Raw genomic sequence first — 2,629 nt, 5'->3', positions numbered from 1 at the left:
CTATAAGAAACCTTTATATTCAGCCGCTCACTACTCTCATCCTATGGATACTGATAGAATTCTAGCAGTGTTTCTGAGTCTTGTTGCCCTCTTATTCGGGATAGTCGCTGTAACATCACCAGGAATTGTATTTGACTTTCTGGTTCTGATTATCGGCATTATCTTCCTGTTAGTGGGAATTTTGACTGCAGGGGTTGCACTGTCTGCAGAGAGTGGAACGTCAAAGATGATCCTGTTTGGGTCTGGTCTTATCAGCATCGTAATAGGTCTTCTTGCAATTATCTCACCCTACGTTGCCACCATCGCGATCGGGTATCTGATTGCTTTGTGGCTGGTGATCAATGGTCTGCTTACGGTTGCGTATGCAGTCTCAATTCAGTGGGAAAAGCATCGGATCTTCACAGGATTTATCGGAGTAATCAGTTTTCTTATCGGTATTTTTCTGTTCATAAACCCGGGTGCCGGAACTGCCCTTCTGACAATGATGCTGGGCATTTTCTTCATCGTATACGGGGTCTTATCTTTGATTGTGAGCCTTTTTTACTGGAAGGCATAACCCTTTTTTCGAATCTATCCCTGGTCTTATTGAGTTCTTTTTCAATGGATCAGTGAACTATGTTCAATCTGATTTCGCAAACCGGTATCCTGATGCCGGGATTCTGATCTCAAACCGTGCTCCCTTTCCCGGAGTTCCATTCTCTATAATACTGATCCCTGTCAATGAAAGGATCTCCCTGACCAGAAACAGGCCCATTCCTTTATCGCGTGCGTAACTTTTCTCGAAGATAAGATCTTTTACTTCAGCAGGTACCCCTACTCCATTGTCTTCAATAATCAGTGAAAGGGAGTCATCCCCCTCCTGATATCGTAGTGATAGATGGGTTGCATTTTTGCCGTGTGTGACTACATTTTCAAATATAGTGAAAAAAGCGTATTCAAGCAGCGGATCAGCATAGCACTCCGGTCCCTCCAGTTCCATTTCACGGGAGAGGTGGGAGAGATCAAGATGGGAGATTGCATTGAGTACAACGATCGAGAGATTATGCCAGGCTGGCTTTTTACTCCCCAGATCCTGATAAGATTTTGCATACTGGAGTATATCGCTGATCTTTCTGGTTAATGAATGAACTGGTTCCAGGTACGGGAGAAGAGTTTCATCAGTGTTCAATTCCTTGAGCAGTTCTACATACCCGGTGAGTGCATAATTGGCATTCAACGTTTCCTGAATTGTTACATTGTTCAGGTAAACGAGTTTTTCCTGAGATCTTTTTGCGATTACTTCGACTTTTTTATGTTCAGTGATATCCTGGATACTTCCAATGCTGTAGAGAGGATTGCCTGAAGAGTCAACAACGATGCAGAAGATGTCTTTCAGCCAGAGTTCAGTCCCATCTTTATGCCTGAACCTGTATTCCATAGCACCTCTCCCTCCTCCTCTTGTAATGACATCCTGAACATACTCCTTAATTTCGGTAGTATCGTCTGGATGAACCCTGGAATGGATATCATCAACTGTAAATAATGTAGCCTCATCGGGGGTATACCCGGTAATCTCGATAATGGCTGGACTTATATATTCATATGAGTCTGTCAGATAGTTCCTTTTATAGAAAGCAACAATCGAGTTCTCCAGAACTTCCTGAAAACGCGAACGACTCGCTAACAGTTCATTTTCACGTTGCTGAAGTTCGGTATAATTCTGGCGGAGTTCTTCTTCAGTTGCAAGAATCTCCTCGTTCATAGCGTGTAACTCTTCGTTTTTTCGCTTTAACTCGACTATCTGCTCCTGCAGTTCGGGGTAGTAACTCTTTCGATGAGAAGAGGCACCAAGGCCGATGATCTTCTTCCACTGTTCTTCAGAGTTATTGGTCATATATCCTCAAACGGTCAGGGTCAGTTCTGCTTATGAATGAATGAAAAAGACAGGACGGATATTATTACTCTTGTGCTTATTTTATTCACCAGGGGGATAAATTTATCCTTTTTTTTAATGGCCCTAATATTCTCGGCATGTTCTTTGTTTGGAGAGGTGAGGGAAGTTTGAACCTGGTAAAGATTTACATGTCGCTATCGAGAAAAAATAAGATGCGATATTTTTATTCAGACTCAAGAGATCCTTTTAGGTACATCTCTGTGAGAATCCGGGTTCCTGATTCAGTTTTAAATATTTTTTTTCTGATGTTACTTACTGACTCAAGGCTCATTGAATCTTCAAAAATATTGACCAGAAAGTCGGCTTCTACCAGAATCTGAAAGTCAATATCATCGATGGCCTGGTATGTGTGATGATTCCCTATTAAAAAACAGATCCTTTCGATCTGATCCAGGTCCAGCTGATATAATGATAGAATTTGACGTGCAATTGGAGGGCCTTCAATCTCCTGGTGTTTTCCTGAAGAGGAGTTATATTTTCTTTCTGCCTCTTTGATTCCAATATCATGCAGTATGGCAGCAATACTGACTAGAATTTTCTTAGAATCCTCAATATTGCTTTCAGAGGCGATCATCTGTGCAAATGAATGAACTTTCAGGGCATGATTGATTCTTCTGACATCGCCGTCAAAGTACCTGACCATGTCAGCCATTATACCGGTAATCATAGGGTTTACTCCACTAAGTATTGTCATCT

General features: G+C 41.8%; 3 protein-coding genes. 1 reads left to right on the top strand and 2 read right to left on the bottom strand.

The window, feature by feature from the left end:
• A partial coding sequence (locus tag VN429_RS11965) for an HdeD family acid-resistance protein (protein ID WP_325633639.1) occupies window positions 1–556 on the top strand: 556 nt, incomplete at its 5' end.
• Between the two features lie 63 nt (window positions 557–619).
• On the opposite strand, the gene VN429_RS11960 is transcribed toward VN429_RS11965, so the two are convergent.
• Both VN429_RS11960 and VN429_RS11955 read right to left on the bottom strand, forming a co-directional pair.
• Window positions 620–1,873 carry a PAS domain-containing sensor histidine kinase gene (locus tag VN429_RS11960; RefSeq protein ID WP_325633637.1) on the bottom strand — a complete coding sequence of 418 codons (1,254 nt, stop codon included), beginning with the start codon at window positions 1,871–1,873 and terminating at the stop codon, window positions 620–622.
• Window positions 1,874–2,096: 223 nt separating this feature from the next.
• Window positions 2,097–2,629 (bottom strand): HD domain-containing protein (locus VN429_RS11955; protein WP_325633635.1); only part of this gene is annotated, 533 nt, incomplete at its 5' end.

Origin of the sequence: Methanospirillum sp., assembly GCF_035560735.1 — an archaeon.
Classification (GTDB): Archaea; Halobacteriota; Methanomicrobia; order Methanomicrobiales; family Methanospirillaceae; genus Methanospirillum.
This window is presented reverse-complemented; position numbering and strand designations above follow the sequence as displayed.

What these genes read in the sequence shown, in the direction of transcription:
- VN429_RS11960 (WP_325633637.1), bottom strand. Translation starts at nt 1,873, where the DNA reads ATGACCAATAACTCTGAAGAACAGTGGAAGAAGATCATCGGCCTTGGT.